The sequence below is a fragment of the Streptomyces sp. NPDC127097 genome (genome assembly GCF_042724075.1).
In the GTDB taxonomy this organism is placed as follows: domain Bacteria; phylum Actinomycetota; class Actinomycetes; order Streptomycetales; family Streptomycetaceae; genus Streptomyces.
Genome location: NZ_JBHXFI010000055.1, coordinates 25,776 through 52,499, shown reverse-complemented (window position 1 = coordinate 52,499; position 26,724 = coordinate 25,776). Strand labels below are relative to the sequence as shown.

At 72.6% G+C, this 26,724-nt stretch carries 25 protein-coding genes; 10 read left to right on the top strand and 15 right to left on the bottom strand.

All coding sequences use genetic code 11. The features are described from left to right. The first annotated feature begins 70 nt into the window (after window positions 1–70). Window positions 71–814 carry a transketolase gene (locus tag ACFWJW_RS30665; protein WP_387247428.1) on the top strand — a complete coding sequence of 248 codons (744 nt, stop codon included), beginning with the start codon at window positions 71–73 and terminating at the stop codon, window positions 812–814. 52 nt (window positions 815–866) lie between these two features. Then, window positions 867–1,775 (top strand): transketolase family protein, encoded by a 909-nt coding sequence (locus tag ACFWJW_RS30660; protein WP_387247427.1) that lies wholly within the window; start codon window positions 867–869, stop codon window positions 1,773–1,775. Between the two features lie 35 nt (window positions 1,776–1,810). On the opposite strand, the gene ACFWJW_RS30655 is transcribed toward ACFWJW_RS30660, so the two are convergent. Then, a complete protein-coding gene (locus tag ACFWJW_RS30655; protein WP_387247426.1) occupies window positions 1,811–2,734 on the bottom strand; it encodes an alpha/beta fold hydrolase in 924 nt (307 codons plus the stop codon). Between the two features lie 181 nt (window positions 2,735–2,915). Between ACFWJW_RS30655 and ACFWJW_RS30650 the strand changes: the two genes are divergently transcribed. Together ACFWJW_RS30650 and ACFWJW_RS30645 are read left to right on the top strand one after the other, a co-directional pair. Next, on the top strand, window positions 2,916–6,110 hold the full coding sequence (locus tag ACFWJW_RS30650; protein WP_387247425.1) for an amidohydrolase family protein: 3,195 nt from the start codon (window positions 2,916–2,918) through the stop codon (window positions 6,108–6,110). 302 nt (window positions 6,111–6,412) lie between these two features. Next, window positions 6,413–7,747 carry an acyl-CoA dehydrogenase family protein gene (locus ACFWJW_RS30645; RefSeq protein WP_387247424.1) on the top strand — a complete coding sequence of 445 codons (1,335 nt, stop codon included), beginning with the start codon at window positions 6,413–6,415 and terminating at the stop codon, window positions 7,745–7,747. A gap of 157 nt (window positions 7,748–7,904) precedes the next feature. Here the strand turns inward: ACFWJW_RS30645 and ACFWJW_RS30640 are convergent, their stop codons facing one another. The 6 genes from ACFWJW_RS30640 to ACFWJW_RS30615 form a co-directional block, all read right to left on the bottom strand. Continuing rightward, window positions 7,905–8,510, bottom strand: coding sequence for a GAF domain-containing protein (locus ACFWJW_RS30640; RefSeq protein WP_387247423.1), 606 nt, complete (start codon window positions 8,508–8,510; stop codon window positions 7,905–7,907). Then, window positions 8,507–9,127, bottom strand: a complete 621-nt coding sequence (locus ACFWJW_RS30635) for an ATP/GTP-binding protein (protein ID WP_387247422.1) — start codon at window positions 9,125–9,127, stop codon at window positions 8,507–8,509. The genes ACFWJW_RS30640 and ACFWJW_RS30635 overlap by 4 nt, the downstream gene beginning before the upstream one ends. Further along, on the bottom strand, window positions 9,105–9,503 hold the full coding sequence (locus ACFWJW_RS30630; protein WP_042160962.1) for a DUF742 domain-containing protein: 399 nt from the start codon (window positions 9,501–9,503) through the stop codon (window positions 9,105–9,107). Before ACFWJW_RS30630 ends, ACFWJW_RS30635 begins: the two co-directional genes overlap by 23 nt. 2 nt (window positions 9,504–9,505) lie before the next feature. After that, window positions 9,506–9,955 (bottom strand): roadblock/LC7 domain-containing protein, encoded by a 450-nt coding sequence (locus ACFWJW_RS30625; protein WP_387247421.1) that lies wholly within the window; start codon window positions 9,953–9,955, stop codon window positions 9,506–9,508. Beyond that, entirely contained in the window at window positions 9,945–12,035 is a 2,091-nt protein-coding gene (locus tag ACFWJW_RS30620) for an ATP-binding protein (RefSeq protein WP_387247420.1), read from the bottom strand. Before ACFWJW_RS30620 ends, ACFWJW_RS30625 begins: the two co-directional genes overlap by 11 nt. A gap of 304 nt (window positions 12,036–12,339) precedes the next feature. Next, window positions 12,340–13,278: a GlxA family transcriptional regulator gene (locus tag ACFWJW_RS30615; RefSeq protein WP_387247432.1), complete on the bottom strand. Its 939-nt coding sequence runs from the start codon at window positions 13,276–13,278 to the stop codon at window positions 12,340–12,342. A gap of 219 nt (window positions 13,279–13,497) precedes the next feature. Between ACFWJW_RS30615 and ACFWJW_RS30610 the strand changes: the two genes are divergently transcribed. The 3 genes from ACFWJW_RS30610 to ACFWJW_RS30600 all read left to right on the top strand — a co-directional run bounded on the left by ACFWJW_RS30610 (window position 13,498) and on the right by ACFWJW_RS30600 (window position 15,033). Next, window positions 13,498–14,181 (top strand): DJ-1/PfpI family protein, encoded by a 684-nt coding sequence (locus ACFWJW_RS30610; protein WP_387247419.1) that lies wholly within the window; start codon window positions 13,498–13,500, stop codon window positions 14,179–14,181. A gap of 79 nt (window positions 14,182–14,260) precedes the next feature. After that, window positions 14,261–14,743 carry a DUF2269 family protein gene (locus ACFWJW_RS30605; protein ID WP_387247418.1) on the top strand — a complete coding sequence of 161 codons (483 nt, stop codon included), beginning with the start codon at window positions 14,261–14,263 and terminating at the stop codon, window positions 14,741–14,743. Window positions 14,744–14,745: 2 nt separating this feature from the next. Further along, a complete protein-coding gene (locus ACFWJW_RS30600; protein ID WP_387247417.1) occupies window positions 14,746–15,033 on the top strand; it encodes a DUF3817 domain-containing protein in 288 nt (95 codons plus the stop codon). 110 nt (window positions 15,034–15,143) lie between these two features. Here ACFWJW_RS30600 and ACFWJW_RS30595 read toward each other — a convergent pair whose 3' ends face one another. Both ACFWJW_RS30595 and ACFWJW_RS30590 read right to left on the bottom strand, forming a co-directional pair. Beyond that, window positions 15,144–16,319: an MBL fold metallo-hydrolase gene (locus tag ACFWJW_RS30595; RefSeq protein WP_387247416.1), complete on the bottom strand. Its 1,176-nt coding sequence runs from the start codon at window positions 16,317–16,319 to the stop codon at window positions 15,144–15,146. 325 nt (window positions 16,320–16,644) lie between these two features. Then, complete coding sequence (locus ACFWJW_RS30590) at window positions 16,645–18,045, bottom strand: NAD(P)/FAD-dependent oxidoreductase (RefSeq protein WP_387247415.1); 1,401 nt, start codon at window positions 18,043–18,045, stop codon at window positions 16,645–16,647. A 404-nt stretch (window positions 18,046–18,449) separates the two neighbouring features. Here ACFWJW_RS30590 and ACFWJW_RS30585 point away from each other — a divergent pair, with 404 nt between their 5' ends. After that, window positions 18,450–19,466, top strand: coding sequence for a carbohydrate kinase family protein (locus ACFWJW_RS30585; protein WP_387247414.1), 1,017 nt, complete (start codon window positions 18,450–18,452; stop codon window positions 19,464–19,466). A 40-nt stretch (window positions 19,467–19,506) separates the two neighbouring features. Here ACFWJW_RS30585 and ACFWJW_RS30580 read toward each other — a convergent pair whose 3' ends face one another. From ACFWJW_RS30580 to ACFWJW_RS30570, 3 genes are read right to left on the bottom strand one after another with little or no spacing between them, the layout of a single operon-like run. After that, window positions 19,507–20,361, bottom strand: a complete 855-nt coding sequence (locus tag ACFWJW_RS30580) for an SAM-dependent methyltransferase (RefSeq protein WP_387247431.1) — start codon at window positions 20,359–20,361, stop codon at window positions 19,507–19,509. 47 nt (window positions 20,362–20,408) lie between these two features. Further along, window positions 20,409–20,687, bottom strand: coding sequence for a DUF397 domain-containing protein (locus tag ACFWJW_RS30575; RefSeq protein ID WP_086718198.1), 279 nt, complete (start codon window positions 20,685–20,687; stop codon window positions 20,409–20,411). Between the two features lie 3 nt (window positions 20,688–20,690). Continuing rightward, window positions 20,691–21,557, bottom strand: a complete 867-nt coding sequence (locus ACFWJW_RS30570) for a helix-turn-helix domain-containing protein (protein WP_387247413.1) — start codon at window positions 21,555–21,557, stop codon at window positions 20,691–20,693. 137 nt (window positions 21,558–21,694) lie between these two features. Here ACFWJW_RS30570 and ACFWJW_RS30565 point away from each other — a divergent pair, with 137 nt between their 5' ends. Next, complete coding sequence (locus ACFWJW_RS30565) at window positions 21,695–22,156, top strand: ATP-binding protein (RefSeq protein ID WP_387247412.1); 462 nt, start codon at window positions 21,695–21,697, stop codon at window positions 22,154–22,156. A 69-nt stretch (window positions 22,157–22,225) separates the two neighbouring features. Here ACFWJW_RS30565 and ACFWJW_RS30560 read toward each other — a convergent pair whose 3' ends face one another. Further along, window positions 22,226–23,026 carry an SGNH/GDSL hydrolase family protein gene (locus ACFWJW_RS30560; RefSeq protein ID WP_042160982.1) on the bottom strand — a complete coding sequence of 267 codons (801 nt, stop codon included), beginning with the start codon at window positions 23,024–23,026 and terminating at the stop codon, window positions 22,226–22,228. A gap of 255 nt (window positions 23,027–23,281) precedes the next feature. Here ACFWJW_RS30560 and ACFWJW_RS30555 point away from each other — a divergent pair, with 255 nt between their 5' ends. After that, window positions 23,282–24,091: a tyrosine-protein phosphatase gene (locus tag ACFWJW_RS30555; RefSeq protein ID WP_387247411.1), complete on the top strand. Its 810-nt coding sequence runs from the start codon at window positions 23,282–23,284 to the stop codon at window positions 24,089–24,091. A 15-nt stretch (window positions 24,092–24,106) separates the two neighbouring features. On the opposite strand, the gene ACFWJW_RS30550 is transcribed toward ACFWJW_RS30555, so the two are convergent. Both ACFWJW_RS30550 and ACFWJW_RS30545 read right to left on the bottom strand, forming a co-directional pair. Continuing rightward, window positions 24,107–25,273 carry a serpin family protein gene (locus tag ACFWJW_RS30550; RefSeq protein ID WP_387247410.1) on the bottom strand — a complete coding sequence of 389 codons (1,167 nt, stop codon included), beginning with the start codon at window positions 25,271–25,273 and terminating at the stop codon, window positions 24,107–24,109. Window positions 25,274–25,295: 22 nt separating this feature from the next. Further along, the gene (locus ACFWJW_RS30545; RefSeq protein WP_387247409.1) at window positions 25,296–26,678 is read right to left on the bottom strand and encodes an aspartate aminotransferase family protein; all 1,383 of its coding nucleotides are present in this window, start codon (window positions 26,676–26,678) and stop codon (window positions 25,296–25,298) included. Window positions 26,679–26,724 lie beyond the last annotated feature (46 nt).

Sequence of the window (26,724 nt, the reverse complement as noted above, 5' to 3'; positions counted from 1 at the left end):
GGCCGGGGATCTCCCGGCCCGCGGCCTCACGCTTGACCTCAAGCGCGCTTGAGGTTGCAGGCTCTGTCGTATGACGCCTCTGACGACACACTCCGTGGCGGGCACCCCGGCGGGGCCCGCTCCGCACGGCGACCGCATCGGTTTCACCGAACTGCCGGACCTGATGAGCCTGATGACGGGCGATGAGAAGCACGGCCCGGCCGCCACCTCCACGCTCGACGCCCTCTGGGTCCTCTACGACCGGGTGCTGCGGGTCTCCCCCGGCACCGTCACGGACCCGGGCCGGGACCGTTTTCTGCTCTCCAAGGGCCATGGCCCGATGGCCTACTACGCGGTGCTGGCCGCCAAGGGCTTCTTCCCCACCGAGTGGCTGCCGGGCTTCGGCTCGTACGACTCGCCGCTCGGCCACCACCCCGACCGGCTGCTGGTCCCCGGCGCCGAGATCGGCAGCGGTTCGCTGGGCCACGGGCTGCCGCTGGCCGTCGGCACCGCCCTGGGCCTGCGGGCACAGGGCAGGCCCGGACCGGCCGTATGGGTGCTGATCGGCGATGCCGAACTGGACGAGGGCAGCAATCACGAGGCCCTGGCCTACGCGGCCGCCGCGGGCCTGGACCGGCTGCACACCCTGGTCATCGACAACGCCTCCGCCACTCATGGCTGGCACGGCGGGATCGCCTCCCGCTTCGAGGCCGCGGGGTGGTCCGCGGCCACCGTGGACGGCCGCGACCACGAGGCGCTGTACGCGGCCTTCAGCGCGCCGCACCCGGGCCGTCCGCATGCGGTGATCGCCCGTGTCGAGCCCAAGGACGCCTGAGCGGCCGCCCCGTCTTCCCGTATACGACCAAGACTTCGAGAGGGTTTCAGTGATGGACACCATGCGTGAGCGCTTCGCCTCGGTCACCTCGCGGATGCTGGCGGAGGACCCGCGGCTGGCACTCGTCCTCGCCGACATCGGGGCGGCCGGCTTCACCGAAGCGGAACAACGGCACCCGGACCGGGTGGTGAACGTCGGCATCCGTGAGCAGTTGCTGATCGGTGTGGGCGGCGGGATGGCGCTCACCGGGCTCCGCCCGATCATGCACACCTTCGCCAGCTTTCTGGTGGAGCGCCCCTTCGAGCAGCTGAAGCTGGACCTCGGCCACCAGGGCGTGGGCGGCGTGCTGGTGAGCGCCGGGGCCTCCTACGACTGGCCGAGCGGCGGCTTCACCCATATGGCGCCCGGCGATGTCGCACTGCTGGACACGCTCGACGGCTGGACCGTGCACGTTCCCGGACACCCGGACGAGGCCGAGACGCTGCTGCGGCACGCCGCGGCGGCGGGTGACGACAAGGTCTATGTCCGGCTGTCCATGCAGACCAACGCCGCGCCCCGGGCGGTGGACGGGGCGCGCTTCCGGACCGTGCGGGAGGGGCCCGGCGGGGTGGTGATCGCCGTCGGCCCGATGCTGGACAGCGTGCTCGCCGCGACCGAGGGGCTGCCGTTGACCGTGCTCTACGCGACGACCGTGCGGCCCTTCGACGCCGCCACGCTGCGCGCCGCGGCCGGGGCCGCCGGCACCTCGGAGGTGGTGATCGTGGAGCCTTATCTCGCGGGGACCTCGACGCGGCCGGCGGCCGAGGCGCTGGAGGACCGGCCGCACCGGCTGCTGGGGCTGGGCGTCGGCCGTCAGGAGCTGCGCCGCTACGGACAGCCCGACGAGCACCTGGCGGCACACGGCCTCGATCCGCGCGGCCTGCGCGAGCGGATCACCGGGTTCCTGACAGGACGTGCCTGACCGGCCCGGAGGGCTTGGGGCGCGGGCCTACCGGCTCAGATGTGCTTGTCGAGCCAGGCCAGCAGGTCGTCCTGGACCTCCTCGCGGTTGGTCTCGTTGAGGATCTCGTGGCGGGCGTCCGGATAGGCCGTCCACGTCAGATCGCGGGTGCCCACATAGCGGAAGTCCTCCAGGAGTTCATGGACCAGGGTCATCCCCTGGTGGCAGGGGTCCAGCTCCCCCACGGCGACATGGACGGGCAGGCCGCGCGGCATCCGGGCGAGGTTCGCCGGATCGTTGATCTTGCGGATGGCGCGTACCCAGTCGGCGGCGAGACCGGCGGAGAAGGGGAAGCCGCAGTCCTCGTCGGCCACATAGGCATCCACCTCGGCGGCGTCGCGGGAGAGCCATTCGCAGCCGGTGCGGCGGGTGAAGGCGTCATTGAAGGAGCTGAAGGTGCGCGGAATGAAGGCGGAGAGCGCACCGCGGCCGCGCTCGGCGATCTCCTCCTCCAGCCCGGCCACGGCACCGTCGATGTCCAGTCCGGGCAGGGTACGGAAGGCGCCGGTGAGGATCAGCCCGGCGAGGTCGGCGCCGTACTCCTGGGCGTAGTCGCGGGCCAGCATCGCGCCCATGCTGTGGCCGAGCAGCACCAGCGGGAGGCCGGGGTGGGCGGCGGCCGCGTGATCGCCGATGCCCTTGAGGTCGCTGACGATCGCCCGCCAGGCGTCCTCGCCGACCACCCCGCGGCCGCCGGTGGAGGCGGCGGTGGCTCCGTGACCGCGGTGGTCGGAGGCGATGACGCCATAACCGTGGCCGGTGAGAAAGCGCGCGAAGCGGTCGTAGCGCCGGCCGTGTTCCGCGGCGCCGTGGGCGATCTGGACGAGGGCACGCGGGTGGCCGGCCTCCGGGAGCCAGGTGTAGGTGGCGATCCGGGCGCCGTCCGGGGCCTGGTGGAAGTCCTGCTGCATGGCCTGCATGCGTCGTCTCCTGACTGCCGGGGCGGTGGCTGACGAGTCGTCGCCGCCCACTCTTCCGCGCCGGGCGGCGGTGCGCCATGGGGCGCGCGTGGCGGAGGTGGCCCGGTGTTCGCCCGGCGTGGCACGATCGGGCGGTTCTTGCCCGGCACCTGTGCGGCAACTCCCTTTCGCAGGAGGATCGTTGGACACCACGGACCGTCCCGAGAATGCTCCCCGTCGCCCCTCGCCGCTGTCCCGCCGGAGATTCCTCCAGGGCACCGCCTCGGCCGCCGCCGCGGCCGGACTGGCCGGTGTCACCGCTCCCCCCGCCGGGGCACAGGCATCCGGCGACGCCCTGTCCTTCACCGCCGCCACCAACGGCGCGGCCTCCCTCGCCCCGGCCGGTGACCGCCTGGTCGCCGAGGTGCAGAACGTCCTGTGGTCGCTGCCCCGCACCGGTGGCGAGGCGGTGCCGCTGACCCCGCCCGACCTGGAACCCACCCGCCCGGTGCACTCCCCCGACGGCCGCCGGATCGCCGTCTGCGCCTACCGCGGCGGCAGCTTCCACCTGTGGACGCTCGGTACCGACGGCTCCGGTCTCCAGCAGCTGACCGACGGCCCGTGGGACGACCGGGGCCCCGCGTGGTCCCCCGACGGCACCCGGATCGCCTTCGCCTCCGAACGGGGCGGCGATGCGGTGACCGGCAGCCCGTACCGGATCTGGGTACTGGAGGTGGCGTCCCGGCGGCTGACCCGGGTGACCGGGCTGCCCGGCCAGGACGGCCCCCATCAGGACGGCGCCTGGGAGGACTTCGACCCCTGCTGGTCGCCGGACGGCTCGCGGATCGTGTTCGTACGGGGCCGGGTGACGGACGGCGCGCTGCTCTCCCGTACGGTCGCGTCCGTACCGGCGGACGGGGACGGCGCGGTACGCACCGAGCACACCGAGACGGCGGCCGCGCAGGTGATGGCGCCGGCCCTGTCCCCCGACGGGCGGCTCACCTACCTGCGGACCACGGACCATCCGGGACCCACCTGCACTCTGGTGGTGGACGGCGCACCGGTCGCGGTCGACGGTGATGTGGAGCCGGTGCCGCCGCGCTGGGTCTCGCGGGACGAGCTGCTGCTCACCGTCGGCGGGCAGTTCCGGATCGTCCCGGCCGGCACCCCGGGGCGGGCCGAGCAGATCCCGTTCAGCGCGCGGCTGCCGCTGGACCGCCCCCGCTACCGCGTCAAGGACTACGGCTTCGAGCGGACGGCGGCGGCCCCCGTACGCGGGGTGCATCTGCCCGCGCTGTCACCCGACGGCCGCAAGGTCGCCTTCGCCGCCCTCAACTCCCTCTGGATCGGCCCCACTTCGGGCGGCGGCGCGCCCCGCCGCATCGTCCGGGCCGGCGCCACCCGGTACGTCCTGGCGCCGAGCTGGTCCTGCGACGGGCGGGCGCTGCTCTATGCGGACGACCGGGACGGGCTGTTCGCGGTCCGCCGCCGCGATCTCGCCTCCGGCGAGGAGACGGTGCTGGCCACCGGCGGCCGGGTGCACCCCGCGCTGTCGCCGGACGGCGGGCGGCTGGCCGCACTGGACATGTCGGGGAACCTCGTCGTACGGACGCTGTCCGACGGCCGGGAACGGGTGCTGGCCGCGCCGCTGGGCGCGGGCGGGCTGCCCGGCCGCCCCAGCTGGTCGCCGGACGGCCGGTATCTGGCCTACTGCGACCGCAACCGGCTCAACCGCCGCTTCCGCGAGGGCTATCACCTCATCCGGGTCCTCGACACCGAGACCGGCAAGCACCGGCTGTACCCGCTCGCCGAGCATGTCTCGATCGCCGACCGCTATGACTCCGGCCCCGTGTGGTCGCCCGACGGGCGCTGGATGGCGGTGATCGCCGAGTCCGCGCTGTGGGTGCTGCCGGTGCGGCCCGACGGTACGCCGGACGGTGCGCCCCGGCGGCTGACGGACGAGAGCGCGGACCATCCGTCGTGGTCCGGGGACTCCGGCACGCTGTTGTACCTCTCGGCCGGGAAGCTGCGTCTGATCGGCGTGTCCGGCGGCGCGGCACGCACCGTTCCGCTGTCGCTGGAGCACCGCCCCGCCCGCGCCCGGGACACCGTCGTCCACGCCGGCCGGTTCTGGGACGGCACCGGTGACGAGGTACGGGAGGAGGTCGATGTGGTGGTGCGGGACGGGCGGATCACCGCCGTGGAACCGCACCGCCCGGCCCGGACCGGCGCGGCCCGGCGGATCGACGCCTCCGCGCGGACCGTATTGCCCGGCCTCTGGGACGCGCACACGCACCCCTGGCAGACGACCTACGGCGGCCGGCAGACCGCCCTCCAGCTCGCCTACGGCATCACCACCGCCGTCTCCTGTGGCGGCTTCTCCTACGAACAGGCCCGCATCCGGGAGGCCGTGGCGGCCGGGGTGCTCGCCGGGCCGCGGCTGCTGACCTGCGGGGAGCTGCTGGACGGCGGCCGGGTCGCCTACAGCATGGGGCGGGCGCACCGCACCCGCGAGGGACTGCGCCGCTCCCTGGAGCGCGGCGCGGCCCTGGACTGGGACTTCGTCAAGACCTATGTACGGGCGCCGGGCTGGGTGATGACAGAGGCGACGCGGTTTGCGCACCAGCGGCTCGGGGTCCGGGCCGGGAGCCATCTCCTCAGCCCGGGGGTACAGCTCGGCCAGGACCTGACCACCCACCTCCAGGCCACCCAGCGCATGGAGTTCGGCCACGCCGTATCCGGCTCCGGTCACGCCTACCAGGACGTCGAGGAGATCTACACCGGCACCGACTTCCACCTCCTCGCCACCCCCTTCTCGGCGGCCGCGCTGCTGGGCGAGGATCCGGCGCTGGCCGACGAGGCGCGGGTGGAACGGCTGATGCCGCCCTGGGACACCGCGTTCATCAAGGACCACGCGCGGCTCCGGCCCACCCCGGCCCAGCTCTCCGACATCGCGACCGAAGTCGGCTTCTACCGGCGGGTGCTGGACGGCGGCGGCCTGGTCGCCCTGGGTACCGACCAGCCGCTGGTGCCGGTGGGACTGGGCCTGCACCTGTGTCTGCGGGCGCTGCACCGCGGCGGCCTCAGCGTGAGCCGGACGCTGCGCACCGCGACCGCCCTGCCCGCCCGGGTCTTCGGCGCGGAGCGGGATCTGGGAACACTGGAGGTCGGCAAGCTCGGCGATATGACCCTGGTGGACGGCGACCCGTTCACGGACTTCGACACCCTGGTCCGCACCCCGGCGGTACTCCGCGGCGGCCGCCGCCTCTTCGCACAACAGACCCTCGTCGACTCCTTCCCGGCCCCCGCCGGCCCCGCCCTGCGAGCGGCCGCCACCGACTGGCTGGAGGTGGGCCGGCAGCAGCGCCGCGAGTCGTGCTGCGGGGAGGCGGACTGACGGAGGAGGCCCCCGGTCACAGCAGACCGGGGAGGCGTGGGGTGGCGCGGTTCCGGGGGCCTCGGGACCGCGCCACAGTCGTTGTGTCACAGGGGGTGGTGCGCCGGTGCCGCACGCATCAACTCTGCGTCCGAACACACCCAGTTGATGTTTCATGCGCCCCGCAGTAGGTATGCCAACGGGTATTGCACGGGGTAAGCGAAAGATCACTTTCCGGAACGTTCGCTGGAGACGGCACCGCCGGTGCCGTCCCAAGGCGGGGTGCGACCAGCGCGGGGAAGATCGCGAAGGAGGGACTCGTCTTGCATCGCTATTTCACGGACCAGAGACATGAGGCGCTCCGGCACCGGGTGCGGGACTTCGCCGAGCGCGAGGTCCGCCCCCGGATTGCCGAGATGGAGGCGAACCGTTCCGTTTGCCATGAGCTGTCTCGTCTGATCGCCCGTCAGGGGTGGATAGGCGCGACCGTGCACCGCGCCTACGGGGGGATGGGTGCCGGGCATGTCGCCAAGACCCTGATCATCGAGGAGCTCTCCCGGGTGAGCGCCGCGATGGGCGCCATGGTGCAGGCGTCGCAGCTGGGCGTCGCGAAGATCGTCCACTTCGGCAGCGAGGAGCAGAAGAAGACCTGGCTGCCGGCCATAGCCTCCGGCGACTGCCTGCCGACCATCGCGGTCACCGAACCGCAGTCCGGCGGCCATGTGCTGGGCATGTCCTCCACCGCGGTCCGCGACGGCGACGACTACGTCCTCAACGGCCGGAAGATCTACGTCGGCAACAGCCATGTCGGCGATCTGCACGGCGTCGTGGTCCGCACCGGTGAGGGCTCCAAGGGCCTCTCGGCGTTCCTCGTGGAGTCCGACACCCCCGGCTTCCGGGTCGGGCCCCAGCAGCCCGCGATGGGCCTGCACGGCTTCAGCTTCGGTGAGCTGTTCTTCGACGACTGCCGGGTCCCGGCGGCGAATCTGCTGGGCCGGGAGGGCGACGGGCTGTCCGTCGCGTACTCCTCCAGCGTGCTGTACGGACGCCCCAATCTGACCGCCGTGTCGCTGGGCATCCATCAGGCGGTGCTGGACGAGACGACGAGGTTCTGCACGGAGCGGCAGCGCTACGGCAAACCGCTGGCCGACCTCGGCAACATCAAGCTGAAGCTCGGGCGCATCCAGTCGCGGCTGCTGCTGGGCCGGCTGTCCGCGTACCACGCGGTGCATCTGCTGGACCAGGGGCTGCCGTGCGACGCGGAGCTGATGAACGCCAAACTGGTCAACGTGGAATCGGCGCTGGAGTCGGCGCGCGACGCGATGGACATCCACGCCGCGTGCGGGCTGTTCACCGACCGGCCGGTGGAACGTTTCCTGCGCGACGCCCACCACATCTTCGCGCCGGCCGGCACCTCCGACATCCAGCTGCTGCGCCTGGGCGAACTCGCCCTGGGCCGGGCGCAGGGCGACTGGTCCAGCCGGCTCGCGGATCTGCTGCGGCTGGAGCCCTCGGAGTGGCCCGAGGACGACGAGGCCGCCGACCAGGCCCCCACGAACCCGCCGGTCACGGTGCGGCCCGAGGACCCCACGCCCACGGTGCCGGGCCAGCGCACCGGACCGACGGGCCGGCACTCCTGGTTCGCCCGGCCGAGGTGAGCGGCCGGCCCTGACCCGGCGCCGCGGTGGCCCCGGGCCAGGGCCGATGGCCCGGGCCAGGGCCGATGCGGCGGCCCCGGGCCGGCCGTCCGGCGCAGAGGCCGTCCGCCGGGCACCGGGGCCGGGGCTGGAGCTGAGGCTGGGAGTCGGGACCGCGTCAGGGCGCGTCGATCTGCTGCTTCTCCATGCGGTGGATCTGCTCGACGAGTTCGGCGGCCATCGACTTGATGGTCTCCAGCCCCTCCCGCCCCCAGGGGCGCGGTTCGAGGTCCACGACACAGACGGTGCCCAGCGCCGTCCCCGTACGGTCGATGAGCGGCGCGCCGAGGTAGGAGCGGATGCCGATCTCATCGACGACGGGGTTGCCGGCGAACCGTGGATAGTCGCAGACGTCCTCCAGCACCAGGGCCTTGCGGCGGACGATGACATGCGGGCAGTAGCCGTGGTCCCGGTCCATCACCCGGCCCGGCTGGGCACTGGCGGGCGCCGGTCCCAGCTCGACGGCCTGGTCCTGGGAGGGCGTGTAGAGACCCGCGAAGTACTGCCGCCGCTCGTCGATGAAGTTGACCATCGAGTACGGCGCCCGGGTGGTCCGGGCGAGCTTGCGCGCGAACTCGTCGAACGCGGGCAGCGGGGACTCACCGATCCCCAGGGCGCGCAGCCGGGCGACGCGCGCCGGGGCCTCGTCGTCCTGTGGGGTCAGCAGCAGGTGGCGCGTCGGGTCGTAGGAGATGTACGGGACGCGGGAGGCGGGGTGGTTCATGGCAGCTCCGGGGTGGCGGCGAGGGCGGGGGTGAGCAGATGCTGGACGAGCGAGACCAGGACGTGGGTGGCCGAGCCGCCTTGGCGGGCGTCGCAGAGCACGACGGGAATGTCCGGGGAGACATCCATGGCGCTGCGGACTTCGTCCGGGTCGTAGCGGTAGGAGCCCTCGAACTCGTTGACGGCGACGATGAACTGGATGCCGCGCCGCTCGAAGAAGTCGACGGCGGCGAAGCACTGGTCCAGGCGCCGGGTGTCGGCGAGGATGACCGCGCCGAGCGCGCCGTTGGACAGCTCGTCCCACATGAACCAGAAGCGCTGCTGCCCCGGCGTCCCGAAGAGGTAGAGGATATGCGCGGGACTGAGGGTGATCCGGCCGAAGTCCATGGCGACGGTGGTGGTGCTCTTCTCCTCGACGCCGGCCAGATCGTCCGTCCCCACGCTGATCTGCGTGAGGAGTTCCTCCGTGCTGAGCGGCTCGATCTCGCTCACCGCACCCACGAAGGTCGTCTTGCCGACCCCGAACCCGCCCGCGACCAGGATCTTGAGCGCGGTGGGGAAGAGGTCGGTCGTGGGGTCCCCCTGAGTGCGGGGGTCACAGTCGTTTGCGAAGTCCATTCAGCACCGCCTCCAGCAGGGCACGGTCGGTACGGGACGCGGGCCCTGCCGAAACGGCTGCGGGGGCCCGCGCGGTGATCGCCCCGCAGTCGACGAGGTCGGCGAGGAGCACCTTGGTGACCACGGCGGGCAACCGTATGTGGGCGGCGATCTCGGCGACCGAGACCGGCCCGCCGCACAGCCCCAGCACCTGGGCGTAGTCGGGGCCCTGGCAGGAGACGGGCCGCCGGCCGGTGGCCATCACCATGGTCAGCAGGTCGAAGTGCGCCGTCGGACGGGTCCGGCCGTTGCTGATGGTGTACGGACGGACCAGCCGGCCGGCCGCGTCGTCGTACCACGGCTCCCCGCCCTGCCGCCGTAGGCGACGCACGGTCATGGTCAACGACCGCCCGCGGGCGCCTGCTGGCGTGCGGGGGTGGACAGATACGGCCGGACGCTCTTGACCAGCATCGACATCTCGTAGCCCAGCACCGCCACATCGGCCTCACGGCCGGCGAGCACGGCCAGGCAGGCGCCCGAACCGGCGGTGGAGACGAACAGGAAGGTGGACTCCAGCTCGACGACGACCTGGAGGACGTCATCGCCGTCCCCGAAGCGCACACCGGCGCTGCGGGCCAGGGAGTAGAGGCCGGAGGACAGCGCGGCCATGTGGTCGGCGCTGTCCGGGTCGAACCCATGGGCGGCCTTGACCAGGCCGTCCGACGACAACAGGAGCGCGCTCCGGGCGTGCGGCACCCGCTGTACGAGCCCGGTCAGCAGCCAGGACAGGTCGGTGTGCTGGCCGCCCTGCGGCTGCAAATGCGCCTGCGCACGCACATCACTCACCATGGTTACGGTCGTCTCCTCGGGGGCGGGCCATCGGGGCGTCGTGGTCACGGTCGTAGAGCAGGTCGTTGCCGGCCGGGCTGCTGGGGTCGCCGCCCTGGGCCGGGATGGTGGCGTTGCCGCCTGCGGTGTTCTCGGCGTAGCTGTCGTCGCCGAGGCTGAATCCGCGTCGGAAGGCGGCCATCAGCCCGGGGTCGTGCTCGGGTTCCGGGCCCGTACGGGGTGTCGTGGACGGCAGGATCGGATCGCCGCGCAGCTCGGGAACGAGGTGTGTCTGCTTGAGCCGCCGGGGCAGCCGCGGGCGGGCGGCGTTGTCCACGGCGGGCGGCGCGGGCGGCAGCACGACCGGGCCGGGCCGGTCGGCGGGCGCGGCGGGGCCGGGGGTCTCATGGGTGTGCGCGTCAGGCAGCTGGACGTCGGGGGTGTGGACGCCGGACGCGCGGACCAGCCGGCGCCGGGTGGCGACGGATTCGGGATCGGGGTCCGCGGGGGCCGGGTCCGGGCGGCCGTCGTAGCCGCGCGGTGACAGGTCGAGCGCGTGGTCGGGAGCGGGCCCGGGGGCGGGAATGGCGAGGGTGCGCGGGACCGCGGGGCCGGGGTCATGGCGGTCGTGCCGCTCCTGCCCGGCGTCGGCGGCGGGGGCGGGGGGCTGGCCGACGGGGTATCCGCTCTCGTACGTCCCCTCGTCGAGGGCGTCGTGCGCGGGTGCCGGGCCGGTCTCCGGCGATCCGGCGTGCGGCGCTCCGGTCTGCGGCGCTCCGGTCTGCGGTGCCGACGCCGCGTTCGCGTCGCCCCCGGCCGACTCCGCGCCGAGCAGCCCCTGGGGCACGATCAGCACGGCCTGCACACCGCCGTAGATATTGCTCTGGAGCCGGACCACGATGCCGTGCCGCCGGGCGAGCGAGGAGACCACGAAGAGCCCGATCCGGCCGTCGCTCAACAGCTCGGCGACATCGATGTGTTCGGGGTCCGCCAGCAGGCCGTTCATCCGCGACTGTTCGTCCGCGGACATCCCCAGCCCGCGGTCCTCGACCTCGACCGCGAGTCCGGCGGTGACGAGTTGGGCGCGCAGCAGGACCGGGGTCTGCGGGGCGGAGTAGATCGTGGCGTTCTCGACGAGTTCGGCGAGCAGGTGGATCACGTCGGCGACGGCATGGCCGCGCAGGGTGCCCTCGATCGGCGGCACCAGCTTGATCCTCGGGTACTGCTCGACCTCGGCGATCGAGGAGCGCAGCACCTCGGTCAGGGACACCGGGCGGCTCCACTGGCGGCGCGAGATGGCGCCGCCGAGGACGGCGAGGTTCTCGGCGTGCCGGCGGATGCGGGTGGCCAGGTGGTCGACGTGGAACAGGCCCTTGAGCAGGTCCGGGTCCTCGACCTGGTTCTCCAGCTCGTCCAGCAGCTCGATCTCGCGGTGCACCAGGGATTGCAGCCGGCGGGCGAGGTTCACGAAGACCTCGACCTTCTGTTCGCTGCCGCTGGCGTTGCTGCGGGCGATGGCGACCGCGTCGATGACGGCGGACTCGGCGGCCCGGCCCGCGGCGGCCACCTCATGGGCGAGCAGGTCGAGGGTGTCGCCGGTGGGCACCGGTCCCGGGTCGGGCTCGCGGCGCTGGATCCACTCGCCCTGCCGTACGCGGTCCAGGAGGTCGTACAGGTCGGACTGGCTGCGGGCACAGACCTGGCGCAGCCGGGCGTAGCGGGCGACGGTGGCCCGGGCCTCGGAGTTGGCCGCGGCGCCCGCGGTCAGCACGATGACGCAGACCAGGGCGAGCCCGCCGCACAGCACCACCCACTCGCGTCCGGTGATCCGGGCGCCCCCGGCCTGAACGACGAAGGCGGCGACGGCCGTGCAGAGGACGGCGACGAGGAGGCAGGGGACAGCGGCGAGCCGGACCAGACGGGACCGTATCGCCGAGTCGGCGGCCGACTCGGGGAACGCGGCACGGCCGTGTCGTCCGCCCTCCCGCTCCCGCCGCCGGGCGGCGGCGGGTACGGGGGCGGCCCCCGGGGAACCCTGGGACCCTGGGGATCTCTGAGCCTCCTGGGACAGCTGGGTCCCCTGGGGGAATGCGGTAGGCATCGGCGCCCTCCGGATCGGCCGTGGCAGTTCGCGGAGCACGCACGCTAGTTGTTGCCGGGGTGGGGTCCGGAGCCACTTCGGGGTTTCGCTACCCCTCGCCACCTCCCTGAGTGGACGCCACCGGCACATCAGTGCGAGTCGATCCGAACTTCCGTTCCCTCGCGGCGAGTTGAGGTCTCCGGCGGTGCCCCTTTCGATGGCTCGCGAACGGCGCTCGTGGGCGCGCCGCGCGCCGGGGACATCGGTTCGGACCCGGGGACGTCCGGGCGCCGAGGGGGCCCTTCGGCTGCCGCCCGCGGGGCGCTCAGCGGAAGGTGCGCCGGTAGGTCTGGGGGCTGACGCCGGTGGTGCGTTTGAAGCGGTCGCGGAAGGCTGTCGGTGAGCCGAAACCGACTTGTGTGCCGATGCGTTCGACGGAGTGCGTGGTGGTTTCCAGCAGGTGCTGGGCCTGGCGCACCCGGGCGCGGTGCAGCCACTGGAGCGGAGTGGTACCGGTCTGTTCGCGGAAGCGGCGGATCAGGGTCCGGGTGCTCATACCGGCCCGGGCGGCGATTTCGGCCAGCGCGAGATCGCGGCCCAAGTTGTCCTGAAGCCAGCCGAGCAGCGGTTCGAGGGCGGAGCCGCGGGGGGTGGACGGATAGGGCTGGACGATGAACTGCGCCTGGCCGCCCTCCCGTTCGAGCGGCATGACGGACAGCCGGGCGGCGTCGGCGGCGACCGCGGAGCCGTAGTCGCGGCGGATCAGATGCAGACACAGGTCCAGTCCGGCGGCGGCTCCGGCGGAGGTGAGGAGCTGTCCGTTGTCGACGTAGAGGACGTCCGGGTCGACCTCGATGGCCGGGTGGGCGGCGGCCAGCGCGTCGGCCGCGATCCAGTGGGTGGTGGCGCGCAGCCCGTCGAGCAGGCCGGCCGCGGCCAGAGCGAAGGTGCCCGTGCAGATGGAGGCGATACGGGTGCCGTTGGCGGCGGCCGCGTTCAGTGCGTCGTGGACGGCGGGTGGGAGGGGCGCGGCCGGGTCGGCGGTCCCGGGGACGATGACGGTGTCCGCGTCCGCCAGCCCGTCCAGCCCCCATGGCGCCCGCAGCCGGAACGAGCCGGCGTCGACCTCTGGCCGCTCGGCGCATACGCGGACCTGGTAGCCGGGGCGGCCGTCCGGAAGGCGGGTGCGGGCGAATGCCTCGATCGGGGTGGCGAGATCGAAAGGGATCACCTGGTCGAGAGCGAGGACGGCGACGGTGTGCATGGCCATAAATTACCTGCCCCTCGGAATCCCGCCAGGGGGCCGGAGGTGGTCATCTGGGCCGGACTCCGGCCGAATTCACCTGGTCATCCGCCCCGATGAGCACCTGGCATTATTCCGTTGGGAGTTGTCGATCGTGCCACTGGGGCAGGAGGGCACGGCGGGCTAACTTCGCTGCTGATCCCGGCACCGGGCCGGGTCGCGCTCCCCGAAGGACTGCCCATGCACGCTCAGATCGTCCTGTTCGACGGCTTCGATTTGCTCGATGTCATCGCGCCTTACGAGGTGCTGTACGCCGGGGGTGCCGCCTCGGCCGGGGCGGTGGAGGTGGAGCTGGTGTCCGCCGAGGGGCGGCGCGAAGTGGCCAGCGGCACCGGCGGCGTGACGCTGTGGGCCACGGCCGCCCTCGACCCGGAACGGGCCGGCCTCGTCGTGGTGCCCGGTGCGGCCGGTCGCGTCGGCGCACCCGGTGACGCGCCGGACGAGGACGCCGGCGCCCGGACGCCGGACGAGTTCATCTCCGTCCTGCTGGGCCGCGCCGCGCAGACCGGTCTGCCGTCCCTGCTGAAGGCGGCCATGGACCGCCCCGGGCTGACGGTCGCCACGGTGTGCGGCGGCTCGCTCCTCCTCGGCCTCGCCGGTCTTCTGGAGGGACGCCGGGCCACGAGCCACCACCTGGCACTGGAGACACTGGCGGAGACCGGTGCGCAGGTGGTGCGGGCCCGGCTGGTCGACGACGGCGACCTGATCACCGGGGGCGGTGTCACCTCCGGCCTGGACCTGGGGCTCTATCTGCTGGAGCGGGAGGTGGGGCCCAAGATCGCCCGTGCCGTCGAGGAGTTGTTCGCCCACGAGCGGCGGGGCGTCGTCTGGCGCGACCAGGGGCCGGCACCGGCCGCTCCGTGAACCGGCTCACCGCACCCGCCGCCCGCACCGCACCGCACCGCACCGCACCGCACCGCACTCAAGGTTGAGGCCCCCTTCCGTGACAAAGCTCTTTCTCGCCCTGCACGTTCTGGCCGCCATCCTGGCCGTGGGACCGGTCACCGTCGCCGCCGGTATGTTCCCCAGGGCGCTGCGCCGCGCCCAGGCCGGTCCGCCGGACCTCGCCGCCCGCGCGTCCCTGCGCGCCCTGCACCGCATCTGCCGCGTCTACGCCGCCGTCGGGCTCGCCGTGCCCGTGCTGGGGTTCGCCACCGCCGGCAGCCTCGGTGTGCTGGGGAGCGGCTGGCTGATCACGTCCATCGTCCTCACGGCGGGCGCCGCCGCGATTCTGGCGCTGCTGGTGCTGCCTGGCCAGGAGGCCGCGGTCGGCGCGGTCGAGGCCGCGGCGGACGGTTCCCGGGCCCCGGTGCCCGATCAACGGACCGCCCGCCGGCTGACGATGCTCACCGGCCTGTTCAATCTGCTGTGGGCGACCGTCACCGTCCTGATGATCATCAGGCCCGGCTCCACCACGGGGGCCTGACCATGCGCCGGAGGTCCCTACGGGTGGCCGCGCGGGTGGAACTCGTTTCGCTGATCGTGATGCTGGCCAACCTCGCCACCGCCCACCTCAAGCCGCTCAGTTCCCTGTTGGGCCCGCTCCACGGCTGTGCCTACCTGTTCGTGGTGATCGCGGTGTGGCGTCTGGACCGTATCGACACCGCCGCCAGGGCGCTGGCCGTCCTTCCCGGTGTCGGCGGGCTCCTCGCCCTGCGCCGGATCGGCCGCCAGGACATGCCGGCCCGCCCGGCGCCTCAGGACCGTGGCGTCTGACCCACGCCCGGTCACCGGCTGCGATACGCGGCGGCGCCCCGCCGGTACTGGGCCTGCCCCTCGGGGCGGGACAGGGCGTGCAAGTCGTCGAGGAGTCCGGCTTCCCGGGCTCAACGATCCGCGGCGAGGCCCACGTCGGTGGGGGACACCGCCGACGGCCAGGCGGGCCAGCCATGGACGGGCGGTACCGCGATCGCCCGCCACCACGGATAGACGGCCGCCGGGGCGGCGGGCTCGAAGGGCTCGCCGGGTCTGGGGTGGGCCGTGTCGACCCCGGACTCACGGCCGGCGGCCAGGGTGCGTTCGGCGGGCTCCGCCCAGGGGTGCGGTGCGAGGTTGAACGTGCCCCAATGGATCGGCAGCAGCACCCCGCGCGGCTCGCCGCCGTGGAGATCGAGGTGGGACCGGATGCCCTCTTCGGGGGTCATGTGGATGTCCGGCCAGAAGTCGCTGTACGCGCCGATCTGGATCATCGTGGCGTCGAACGGGCCGTGTGCCGCGCCGATCTCCGCGAAGCCGGAGAAGTAGCCGGTGTCGCCGCTGTGGAAGATCCGGTGCTCGGGGCCCGCGACCACCCAGGACGCCCACAGGGTGTGCTGCGGTCCGCGCAGCCCGCGGCCGCAGAAGTGCTGGGCGGGGGTGGCCGTGAGGGTCAGGCCGCCGACGCGGGTGGACTCGTGCCAGTCGAGCTCGGTGATCCGCTCCGCGGGCACGCCCCAGAATTCCAGGTCGGCGCCGATGCCGAGCGGTACGACGAAGGCCGCGCCGGTGCCGGCCAGGCCCTGGACCGTCGTCATGTCGAGATGGTCGTAGTGGTCGTGCGAGATCACCACGGCGTCGACCGGGTCCAGCTCGTCCAGGGCGAGCGGCACCGGGTGCAGCCGCTGGGGGCCGGCCCAGGTGAACGGCGAACAGCGCTCGCCCCAGACCGGGTCGAAGAGCACCCGCTGCCCGTCCATCTCGGCCAGCACGCTCGAATGGCCCATCCAGGTGAGCCGCAGCCCGGACGCCGCCGGCCGGCCCCAGTCCGCGGCGGTCGGACGGTACACCGGAATCCGGCCGACCGGCGCCCGGCGCAGCCGGCCCTCCCGGCTCAGCTGGGTACGCGCCATCGGCAGCGCGGAGCCGTGCAGCAGCTGCCTGGTCGGCACGGGATTGCGGAACTGGCCGTCCACGAACTGGGGCGACCTGCGCATCCTGGCCAGCCGCTCCCCGGTGGGTGCGATTCCGAAGCTCGCGGGCCGCAGCGCGGAAAGTCGCGTGCGGCGGGGTCGGGAACCGGTCACGGCACCTCCATGGTCAGGGCGGTCGCGAAGTGAACGGGCCGCATGAGCGGTGGGTTCCGGCACACCGCGCCACTCGGCACCGTCGTACGGTTTCCGCACCACGACACCCGGACTCAACACCATCACCCGCAGACGCAAACCGCGCGACCGGCCGTCGCATTCCTGGCGGACGGTGTGACCTTTCCCGGGCCTGCCGGGGGTGTCTTTCGGCGCGGCCACCGGGAGGCGTCCATTGCGGTGACGGGGGTCGGCGGGACGGCGGCCGGGGCCACGGCGGCGGGACGAAAGGCCGGAGCGCCGGGGCCACGGGGGTCCCCGCGGCGGATCAGACCCCTTCGATGACCGCGGGCGGGCCGGGCAGCCCGGGGCGGCGGGGGAGGAAGACGGTGCGCAGGAAGATCTGCGGGGCGACGAGGCGGGTGGGGGGCGCGGTGAGGCAGAAGACGTCCCGGAAGGCCGCGCCGACGACCGGGTCGATGGCGGCGCGGGCGAACAGCCGGTCGATGTACCAGGTGGACAGCCGCTCCCCGACGCCCGCCTTGGCGTCGGCGGGGCTCGCGTACGGGCGGTCCGCGCCGACCGCGGCGACCCAGGCGGGCTCCACGGCGCGGGCCACCGCCCGCTGCGCCTCGGCGGTGCTGCCGGGGCGCGGACCGCCGCCGTTCGCGAGCGTCCTGCGCACGGCCAGCGCGCCGAGGGCGGCGACCGACATGCCCTGCCCGTACACGGGGTTGAAGGTGCAGGCGGCGCCCCCCAGGACGAGGAGCCCCTCGGGCAGCGCGCCGGGCCGTTCGAAGTGCCGGCGGCGGTTGCAGGTGTCGCGGAAGCCGTGCACCGGCGACAGCGGCTCGGCCTGCGCGAGCAGTTCATGGACGTACGGGTCGCCGATGGTGGCGCTGAAGGCGGTGAACTCCGCCGCGTCCGTGGGCGGGTGGTGCCCGCGCACACCGGACAGCGTCAGCAGCCACTTGCCGTCCTCCACGGGCACGTACGCCGCGCCCCGCGGGCACTCGGGCCAGCCCGGCACATTGACGCCCGCGTCCGGCGCCGTGGCCGGGTCCTTGGGGCGGTACATCCGGGTGGCGTAGGCGAGCCCCGCGTCCACGGTCTCCTCCTGCGGCGCGGACCGGCCCAGATCGGCGAGCCACCGCGGGGTACGGGAGCCGCGGCCCGAGGCGTCCACGACGAGCCCGGCCGGCAGCTCCCGCCCGGACCGCGGCGCACCGTCCCGGGACCGCACCCGGACCCCGGTCACCCGGCCGGCGTCCCCCGTCAGCCCGGTGGCCTCGGTCGCCTCCAGGACCTCGACCCGGGTGGCCGACTCGGCCGCCGCCCGCAGCACCCGCTCCCGTACTACCGAGTCCAGCACCGGCCGGGTGACGCTCAGGGTGCGATGCCGGCGCTCGTCGAAGCGGCGCTGCCAGCCGGTGGGGGTACGGGTGAGCAGATCGCGGGACAGATACAGGCTGCGGGCGCCCGCTTCGCCGAGCGCGTCGATGGTGCCGGGCAGCAGCTCCTCCAGCGCGCGGCTGCCGCCGCTGAGGAGGATGTGCAGATGGCGGGCCTGCGGGACGCCCTTACGGAAGCCGCGCCCCTCCGGATAGCGGTCCCGCTCGACGACCGTGACCGTCTCGACCTGTCCGAGCAGCGCGGTGACGGCCAGCATCCCGGCGAGCCCGCCGCCGATCACGATCGCGGTGCGCCCGCCATTGGAGTGCTCTGTCACCGTTTTCCTCGCTCCCCCGACGGCGTGGTCCGACCACCGTACGGCCCGTTCGTTCCTGTCCCCGGCCCACTCGCCCGACCGGCACCTGCGCACCGCCCGCGGAAACCGATCACCGTCGGCCCCACACTTCAATGTGCTCGGCAGGGGTGTCAACGGCCCTTGCCATCAACCGGTTCACGGTGTCCCGACCGCTCCCGCGGTCCTCCGCCGTCGCCCGTTCACCCTTGGCCACTGATCAGGGCCCGGCTACTTGTGCGTCCCTTCCTCCCCCGTGTCACCGGATTCTCTGACATCCCGTCACGGGGCGAGCCTGCGTCTAGACTCCCGGCAGCGGATGCACCTCGTCCGCAAACGGTCTCACCAGCAAGGGATTCGTCTCACCAGCAAGGGATTCAGGGACGCTTGTGACATTCCAGCAGGTTTCTGAGCCGTATGACGCCTATGACGTCCTCGTCGTCGGCGGGTCGGGCGTGGACACCGTCGTGTCGGTCGGCGCGCTGCCGGTGCCACTCGCCGATTCGTACGCGGTCCCGCCGCTGTACGAAGGGGCGGGGCACACCGGCACCGGCGTCGCGCTCGGCTGCGCGGCGCTCGGGCTCACCACCGGGTTCGTGGACTTCATCGGCGACGACCATCCGGGCACTCTGGTCCGCGAGCGGATGGCCGGCAGCGGCGTCGACTTCCGGCCGCTGATCTCTCCGCACGGCACCCGGCGTGCGGTCAACCTCGTCGCTCCCGACGGCCGCCGGATGTCGTTCTACGACGCCCGTGAGCCAGCCGAGCTGCGGATGCCGCCGGAGCACTATCTGCCGCCGCTGCGCCGCGCCCGCCACGTCCATCTGTCGATCATGAACTTCGCCCGTTTTCTGTACGACGACATCGAGGAGCTGGGCCTCCCCGTCTCCACGGATCTCCAGGACTGGGACGGGCTGACGGACCATCACCGGGAGTTCGCGCTCCGCTCCGACCTGGTGTTCCTCAGTACGGCCGGAGCGGGTGAACGGATCGCGTCGGTGATGCGGGAGATCCTGCACGAGGGGCGCGCCGAGGCGGTGATCGCCACGGCCGGTGCGGGCGGCGCCTACCTCCTCAGCGCCGACGACCGCACCCCACGCCCGGTGCCGGCCGCAGTCCCGCCCGGCCCCGTCGTGGACAGCAATGGCGCGGGCGACGCCTTCACCAGCGGCTTCCTCTACGGCAGGCTCGCGGGCCGGAGCCTGGAGGAGTGTGCGCGCCTGGGCGCCGTCGCGGGGGCGTACGCCTGTACCTCCCGGGGCACCCACACCGCCCTCGTCGGGCGGGAGGAGCTGCACGCGGCCCTCCGCGGCAAGCCGACGGCCCCGGTCACGGCGGCGCCGGGCGGTGACGGGCACCGGATCCCGGGCCCGCCGGATGCCCAGGTGTCGCCCACGGGGGCGTAGCGGCCGACGGAGCACGGACCGGCCGGGTCGCCCCGGCCGGTCAGCCCTTGCGGCCCACTCCGCCGTAGAAAATGGTGTCGTTGAGCTCCTTCGCGCCGGGCACCGGGCCGTCCGGCCGCCACAGCGGCACCCGTACGACGCCCGGCTCCAGCAGGGCGAACGGCCCGAAGAGCGGCTCGACCTCGGCCTTCGACCGCAGATTGAGGGTGGCGGTGGCGCTCTTGTAGACGTTCACCACGCCGTCCCGCGCCCGCTCGTCGGTGCGGCCCGCCGCGTAGTCCTCATAGGGCTCACCGGTCGCATGGGTCAGGACGAGATGGCTGCCCGCGGGGAGCGCCTCGGCAAGGGTGGCGATGAGCGCGGCGGGGTCCTCGTCGTCCCGGATGAAGTGCAGTACGGCCACCAGCAGCAGCGCCACCGGCCGGTCGAAGTCGATCAGCTCCCGGACGGTGGGGTGGTCCAGCAGCGCCTTGGGGTCGCGGACATCGCCGAGCACGAAGCCGGTGCCTTCGGTGTTGGTCAGCCGGGCCCCGGCGTGGGTGGCGACGATCGGGTCGTTGTCGACGTAGACCACGCGGGTGTCGGGAGCGGTCTCGCGGGCCACCTCATGGGTGTTGGGCGAGGTGGGGATGCCGGTGCCGATGTCGATGATCTGGCGGATGCCGCCGGCGACCAGCTCGCGCACCGCCCGTCGCAGGAACGCGCGGTTGGCGCGGGCGCTGAGCCGGACCTGGGGGTGGACCTCGATGACCCGCTCCGCGGCCACCCGGTCGACCTCGTAGTTGTCCCAGCCGCCGAGGTAGTAGTCGTACATCCGGGCGGGGTGCGGCCGGCTGGTGTCGATCTCCGCGGCCGAGAAGCCCGAGTGCTCCGGCCCCTGGACGTACGGCCCCATCTCCGGGAGCTCACCGTCCGGCTCCGCCTGGGGTATGCCCGGCTCGCTCATGCCGTCCTCCGTTCGGTGCGCCGGCCCGGCGCCGCCGCGAGCAGGAAGTCGGCGTGGCCGGCCTTCGCGCCCTCGATGAAACTCACCATTTCGTGGTGGGTGTAGATCAGGGCCGGGCCGTCCGGGTCGGTCGACTGCCGCAGCGCTATCCGGCCGTCCCCCAGCCGCATGGCCTCGACGCACTCGCCCCCGTTTCCGCCGCTCCACGGCTTGTGCCAGCCCTCGGTGCCCAGTTCTTTGGCGGGCATGCCGTTGTAGATGCGTATGCGATCCATGGTTCAGATCTCCTTGCGAAAGCCACCCAGAATGGCCTTGGTGGTGTGTGCCGGCGCGGCCTGCGCACACATCCGGTCCAGGGCCTCCAGGAACTGCGAGACGTCGTTGCGCTGGTCGAAGTACACGGCTCCGACGAGGCTTTCCGCGTATGCGATGTCCGGGAGTTCCGGGATCGGGAAGCGGAAGATGTGAAACGGGCCGTACATGGCGGGGTGCGGGCCCGCGGCGAAGGGCATGATCTGGAGCCGGACGTTCGGCAGCGCGGTGGCTTCCATGAGCCGGGTGACCTGGTCGCGCATCACCTTCGGCCCGCCGATCGGGCGCCGCAGCACGGTCTCGTCCATGACCACCCACAGCATCGGGGCGTGGTCACGGGTCAGCAGGGACTGGCGCTCCATGCGCAGCGCGACGATACGGTCGATATCCATCGCGGAGGCATGCGGCATCCCGGCCTTCAGGACGGCGGCGGCATAGTCCTCGGTCTGCAACAGCCCGGGGATGTAGTGCGGTTGGTAGGCCCGGATGAGGTTGGCTTCGCTCTCCAGGCTGACGAACGCACTGAACCACTCGGGCAGGACATCGCGGAACCGGTGCCACCAGCCGGGCTTGTTGGCCTCGCGGGCGAGGGTGACGAAGCCCTCGATCTCCTTCTCGTCGGTGACGCCGTAGGTCGCCAGCAGCTTCTCGACGTAGGGGAGCTTGAGTCCGACCTCGGCCTTTTCCATCCGCCGTATGGTGGCGTGGGTCACATCGAGGGCCGCGGCGGCCTGCTCGAAGGAGAGGCCCGCTTTCTCACGCAGGTCCTGTAGCCGCTTGCCGAGCACCACCCGCAGGACGGTGGGTGCCCCTGCCGACCGTGGGTCCGCCACGTTCGATCGCCTCCAACTGACTTCAACGGTCAGCAGTGTGTCATGCCGTCAGCATCAACGAACAGACTGCACTTCCGATTCTGCAAATTACAGACTGATCCTTGCCATTGGTGACCGACATCGCACATAGTTACGGCGTGGCTTCCTCCAACAACGCTCCTTCGTTAGGGCGCTGTGGCGGCTTTGTCGCCCAGTACCCGCAGGACGCGTTCCACTTGCCGGCGCGACGCACGTCCGTTCCCGAGGCGCGCAGACGCGTCAGTGCGCTGCTGTGCGAGTGGGGCGCGGATCAACAAGTCCGCGACGACGTGGAGTTGGTGGTCTCCGAGCTGTTCACCAACGCGGTACGGCACACCGACAGCGAGAAGGTCGGCTGCGAGCTCGCGCTCTTCGGCGCGCACATACGCATAGAGATCACGGACCAGGGCGGCCCCCAGGACTCGGCGCCGCACATCCAGCCCGGCAGCGTGGACCAGGAGTGCGGACGAGGGCTGTTCCTCGTCGGCGCACTGTCCGAGAGCTGGGGATCACGGCCCACCGACAGCGGTCAGGGCCGGGTCGTCTGGGCCGACCTGCCGTACTCCTCCCTCGCCCACTGAGGCCCCGCTCCGCATCCACGGAATCGGGGCCTCAGTCATGCCACGGGCCCTTCCCGGCCCGCGGCCGCCCTACAGCGGCAGCAGATCGGGCCGCTTGGGCTCGACATGATCACCGGAGGACTCCCCGCGCAGCCGGCGTCCGATCCACGGCACGAGATGCTCCCGCGCCCAGTGGATGTTGTCCCGCCGCGCGTCGGCGGCCGAGCGCTCCGCCTCCGGGGGCCAGGGCTGGTCCGGATCGGCCGGCACCCGCAGCCCGAGCACCTGCGCCGCGCGCAGCGCCACCCGGGTGTGCCCATCGGCGGACAGATGCAGCCGGTCATCGCTCCACGCCCGCCGGTCCTGCACCGACTTGAGCGACCACAGGTCCAGGACCGGGCAGTCGTGCCGGTCCGCGATGGCCCGGACATGCGCCGTATACGTCGCGATCTTGCCGCGCAGATGCTTGAGGACGGGGACTCCGCGGGTGTCGAAACCGGTGCAGAGCAGGACCGTGCCGACCGCCTCCCGCAGATCGGCGACCGCCGCCTCATAGCGCTCGGCGACCGCGTCCGGGTCCGAGCCCGGCCGCAGGATGTCATTGCCGCCGGCACAGAACGTCACCAGTGCGGGGGCGAGGGTTTTCGCCCGGGGCACCTGCTCCTCCACGATCTGGTCCAGGAGCCGGCCCCTGACCGCGAGATTCGCATAGCGGAAGTCGCCCTCCGCCTGTTGGTCCGAGAGCAGGACCGCGAGCCGGTCCGCCCAACCGATGTACGCCCCGTCAGGGCCGGGATCCCCGACCCCCTCTGTGAAGCTGTCCCCGACGGCTGCGTACGACCCGATGGCGCCGAGGGCGCCGTTGCTGAAGTACTTCGAATCGTCTGCCACGTCAGGACATACTTCACCTCAAGAAGTGACTTACGCCACCGTAACCAGGGGTTGACGAGGGGTGATTAATGCCACCAGGTCAAATTCTGCTCAAGTCGGAATAATGGTCGGTCGCACCTTGCTCTCCGGGCGCTCCATGGCGCGTCAGAACGTCACCGCAATGACCTGATTGCCTATTGCATCAATGTCGTATCGTCGGAGGTGCCCCGCCTCGTCGACGAGCAGCGTCGGCGGCCGAACCCGAGGAGCGCGCCCGTGACGCAGCAGACGCCGCAGGTCCCACAGGCCCAGCCCGAGCTCACGGAGGTCCGCAACTTCCGCGATGTGGGCGGTCTGCCGACCGTGGACGGGCGTCACGTACGGGAGGGCAGGCTGTTCCGCAGTGGCCACCTCGCCCATGCGACCGAGACCGACGCCGCTTTTCTGGCCGGTCTCGGGCTGCACACCATCTTCGATTTCCGCAATTCCTCGGACATCAAGCTGGAAGGCCCCGATGTCACGCTGCCCGGCGTGCGCAATGTGAACATTCCGCTCACCGACCCGGCCGACGGCGCGGAATTCTGGGCGATGGTGCGCGACGGCGAACTGGAGCAGCTGCGCTCCGCGCTCGGCGACGGCAAGGCCGCGGCCCGTATGGCCGCGACGTACCGCCACATCATCACCACCCGCACCGAAGACCACAGCCGGGTGCTGCATGCGCTCGCCGAGGACAGCGTTCCGGCGCTGATGCACTGCGCGGCCGGCAAGGACCGGGCGGGGCTGTCCGTCGCGGTGACCCTGCTCGCGGTGGGGGTGGAGCGGGACGCGATCGAGGCGGACTACCTCAAGTCCAACGACCCCCACCGCCGCTACAAGATCCGCCGCTCCGACAACTCCGCGGTCGGGATGTCGCAGGAGGTCATGGAGCTGCTCTCGCCGCTGTTCGGCGCGCACACCGACTACCTCACGGCCGCCTACGACGCGATCCACCGGACCTGGGGCTCAACGGAGAAGTACCTCACCGACGGTCTGAAGCTGACGCCCGCCGTCCGCGAGCGGCTGCGGGACCGGCTGCTGACGGACTGACGGGGCGGCGCCCGCTCACGGCGTGGCCACCCACCCCGCGACCAGCACCAGACCCGAGGCCCGGTGCACCCCGAGGAAGCCGAACGGCCGGTCGTAGCGGGCCGAGATCCGCTGGGCCCGGTACGGCGGTTCCATGGGCGCGCCGGCCGCGGCGGCCGGCAGGACCGTGACCGCGGCCGCCCGGAAACCCAGCGGACCGAAGGTCGCGGTCGCCGCCTGCCGGGCGGCCGACACCGCGAGCGGCTGGTCGCTGACGCCGGGGAAGTGTCCGCGCGAGGTGTCGGTGGCGGAGGTGAGCCCGAAGAGGTCCGCCCGCTCCAGCAGATCGTGCTCGGCGCCGACGGTGCACCCGGTGGTGGTGAGGTGCAGGCTCGGGGCCGTGTCGTAGCTCGGCACGGTCGTCACCCGCAGCCCCGGGCCGGCGCCGTCGGTCAGCGCCGTACCGGACACCGTCGGACAGCCGCCGCCGAGCGCCGCGACACCGTGGTGCAGCACCTCACCGCCCGGCATGTCCGGCCCGCCGAGCAGCAGATGGACATCGAGTCCGTTGTCGCCCGCGACCCGTACGTCCGTCAGCGGACCGGCCGGGGTGTCGTGCACCCGCACCTGCTCCATGTCCCGCCCGGAACGGCTCAGCGCCGTCAACTCCCGCCCCGCCCACGGCCCTTCGGACGGCCGGGCGGGGAACTCGTCGAACGGCTCGGTCCAGGTCGTGCGCACCAGCAGCGCACTGGCCAGGACCAGCAGGGTGTCGAGGGCGAGCCGGGCCGGCATCCGCTCGATCAGGCCGTCGGTGTGCTGCCTCGCCCAGGCGTCCAGCGCGCTCTGGTCCGCGGCGAGGTCGCCGGTGAGCTCCCCGTGTGCGGTGGGCGGCAGGCCGGCCAGCCACTCCGGGTGCAGGGTCAGCGTGCGGCGGGCCCACAGGCCCACCGCGGCATCGACGCCGTCCGCCGCCGTCAGTGCGTCGAGCAGCTCCCGGCCTTCGCGGACGGCGTGCTCCGCCTCGGTGCCGAGCGCTTCGGCCAGTTCCTTGCGGGCCGGACCCTCGGCCGGCCCGGCGAGCAGGGCCAGCAGCGGCCAGACGCCGGCCGCGGTCAGGACGGAGTTCCGCTCCCCCACCGCCTCGCGCGCCCAGCGCGCCGTCATGTCGTTGACGGCCCGCGCCGTCGCCTCGGCCACCATGTGCGATCCCCCATCGGCGTGGTCAGCGGTTGGCGACCGCCTGTTTGACCAGCGTCCGCCCGAAGTCCCACATCAGGCCGCCGCCCCCGTGGGCGTCGTCCATGACGGCCGTGAACGCCTCGACGAAACGGTCCACTTCCCGCTCGCCGATGATCAGCGGCGGAATCAGCTTAATGACCTCCAGATGGTCACCGGAGACCTGGGTCAGAATGCGGTGGCGCTGGAGCAGCGGCACCACGACCATCTGCGCGAACAGCCCCTTGCGGGCCGTCTGGAGCATCGTCCAGCGGCTGCGCAGCCCGAGGGACTTGGGGCGGCCGAACTCGATGCCGATCATCAGGCCGCGGCCCCGCACCTCGTGCAGCAGCTCATAGCGGGGGATCAGCTCCGCCAGCCGGGAGCGCAGCAGGTCGCCGGTGCGCCGGGCGCCGGCCACCAGCTGCTCGTCCTCCAGCACCGTGAGCACCGCCAGGCCGGCGGCCATCGCCTGGGCGTTGGCTCCGAAGCTGGCGGAGTGCACCAGCACCCGGTCCATGGACGAGTAGACCTTCTTGAAGATCCAGTCCTTGCCGAGCGTCGCCCCGACCGGCACATAGCCGCCGGACAGCGCCTTGGCCACACACACCAGGTCCGGCTCGACACCGTCCTCGTGCTGGTAGGCGAAGAAGTCACCGGTGCGGCCCAGGCCGGTCTGCACCTCGTCGGCGATCAGCAGGGCCTTGTGCCGGTGCAGCAGTTCCTGGGCGGCGCGCAGAAAGCCGGGCGGGGCCGCGTGGACACCCTTGCCCTGGATCGGCTCGACCACGAAGCCCGCCACGTCGCCGCGCTTCAACTCCCGTTCCAGCGCGGCCAGATCACCCAGCTCGACGGCGGTGTCCGGCAGCAGCGGGGCGAAGCCGTCCCGGAAGCCGTCCTCACCGTTGACGGAGAGCGAGCCGGTGGTCAGGCCGTGGAAGGCATGGGTGCAGTAGAGGACGCGGGGACGGCCGGTGGCGTAGCGGGCGAACTTCAGCGCGGTCTCGACGGCTTCGGTGCCGCTGTTGCCGAAGAAGACCCGGTCGAGATGGGGTGCGTGGCTCAGCAGTTTCTCGGCGAGCAGGCCGGGCAGCGGCTGGCAGTCGAAGCGGGTGAGATCGGCCAGTTGGGCGTCCAGGACGTCGTGCAGCGCCTGCCGGACGACGGGGTGGTGCCGGCCGAGGCCCATCACCCCGAAGCCCGCGAGCATGTCCAGGTAGTCCTGGCCGTCGGCGTCCCAGAAGTAGGCGCCCTCGGCCCGCTCGTAGACCTTGTCGAAGCCGATGGTGTGCAGCATCCGCGGCAGTTGGTGGTTGAGATGGCGGGTGTGCAGGTCGTAGCGCTCGTCGCCGCGCTCGGCGAGCAGCTTGGTCAGGTCGAATCCGGTCACGACTGCTTCTCCTCACGGGTCCGGTCCGGCCCGGCTCATCCGCCGC

What these genes read in the sequence shown, in the direction of transcription:
- ACFWJW_RS30665 (WP_387247428.1), top strand. Translation starts at nt 71, where the DNA reads ATGACGCCTCTGACGACACACTCCGTGGCGGGCACCCCGGCGGGGCCC.
- ACFWJW_RS30660 (WP_387247427.1), top strand. Translation starts at nt 867, where the DNA reads ATGGACACCATGCGTGAGCGCTTCGCCTCGGTCACCTCGCGGATGCTG.
- ACFWJW_RS30655 (WP_387247426.1), bottom strand. Translation starts at nt 2,734, where the DNA reads ATGCAGGCCATGCAGCAGGACTTCCACCAGGCCCCGGACGGCGCCCGG.
- ACFWJW_RS30640 (WP_387247423.1), bottom strand. Translation starts at nt 8,510, where the DNA reads ATGAACCACCCCGCCTCCCGCGTCCCGTACATCTCCTACGACCCGACG.
- ACFWJW_RS30635 (WP_387247422.1), bottom strand. Translation starts at nt 9,127, where the DNA reads ATGGACTTCGCAAACGACTGTGACCCCCGCACTCAGGGGGACCCCACG.
- ACFWJW_RS30630 (WP_042160962.1), bottom strand. Translation starts at nt 9,503, where the DNA reads ATGACCGTGCGTCGCCTACGGCGGCAGGGCGGGGAGCCGTGGTACGAC.
- ACFWJW_RS30625 (WP_387247421.1), bottom strand. Translation starts at nt 9,955, where the DNA reads ATGGTGAGTGATGTGCGTGCGCAGGCGCATTTGCAGCCGCAGGGCGGC.
- ACFWJW_RS30620 (WP_387247420.1), bottom strand. Translation starts at nt 12,035, where the DNA reads ATGCCTACCGCATTCCCCCAGGGGACCCAGCTGTCCCAGGAGGCTCAG.
- ACFWJW_RS30615 (WP_387247432.1), bottom strand. Translation starts at nt 13,278, where the DNA reads ATGCACACCGTCGCCGTCCTCGCTCTCGACCAGGTGATCCCTTTCGAT.
- ACFWJW_RS30610 (WP_387247419.1), top strand. Translation starts at nt 13,498, where the DNA reads ATGCACGCTCAGATCGTCCTGTTCGACGGCTTCGATTTGCTCGATGTC.
- ACFWJW_RS30600 (WP_387247417.1), top strand. Translation starts at nt 14,746, where the DNA reads ATGCGCCGGAGGTCCCTACGGGTGGCCGCGCGGGTGGAACTCGTTTCG.
- ACFWJW_RS30580 (WP_387247431.1), bottom strand. Translation starts at nt 20,361, where the DNA reads ATGGGGCCGTACGTCCAGGGGCCGGAGCACTCGGGCTTCTCGGCCGCG.
- ACFWJW_RS30575 (WP_086718198.1), bottom strand. Translation starts at nt 20,687, where the DNA reads ATGGATCGCATACGCATCTACAACGGCATGCCCGCCAAAGAACTGGGC.
- ACFWJW_RS30550 (WP_387247410.1), bottom strand. Translation starts at nt 25,273, where the DNA reads ATGGTGGCCGAGGCGACGGCGCGGGCCGTCAACGACATGACGGCGCGC.